1 protein-coding gene is annotated in these 575 nt (G+C 64.5%); it reads left to right on the forward strand.

Annotated features, from left to right (window positions below; translation table 11 throughout):
* Positions 1–136 precede the first annotated feature (136 nt).
* Positions 137–575: IS66 family transposase (locus CFR80_RS18775; RefSeq protein ID WP_456303551.1), on the forward strand; the 439-nt coding region annotated here is incomplete at its 3' end.

Here is a 575-nt window from a genome sequence, read left to right on the forward strand (position 1 = left end):
TGACTTGTCTGCTGGAGGGTGTGGACTGGCGCAATCCGCAGAAAACATGGAGACCTGAACTGGCGGGATAATAAAAACTGCGCCAGGTCAGCATATACTGGTACCCTTTTGAGCGCCCATGTGATCAACTGCCTTCATGACGGGAGATACGGACGACATCATCGCCTTGCGCGCAGCACTTGCCGCTGCCGAGGCGCGTGCCCAGGTCGCCGAACTCCGGGCCACTGATGCAGAATCGCGCGCGGCCAGCGCCGAAGCGCAGATTGCCCATCTCAAACATCTTATCGCGCGGATGCGCCAGGATCGTTTCGGCACCTCGTCGGAGCGGGGGCGCCGCCTGCTGGCCCAGCTCGAACTCGAACTGGAAGAACTGGAGACGACGCTCGCCGAGGACGCGCCCGAAAATGCGGCGGATCCCGCCGTCCGCACGACAGCACCCCGGAGCAACCGGGGACGCCAGCCCCTGCGTGCCGACCTGCCGCGCGAGCGGGTCGTCATCCCCGCACCGACACAGTGTCCGTGCTGTGGCAGCGATCGTCTGAGCAAACTGGGGGAGAGCGTCACCGAGACGCTGG

Origin of the sequence: Komagataeibacter oboediens (genome assembly GCF_003207815.1) — a bacterium.
Classification (GTDB): Bacteria; Pseudomonadota; Alphaproteobacteria; order Acetobacterales; family Acetobacteraceae; genus Komagataeibacter; species Komagataeibacter oboediens.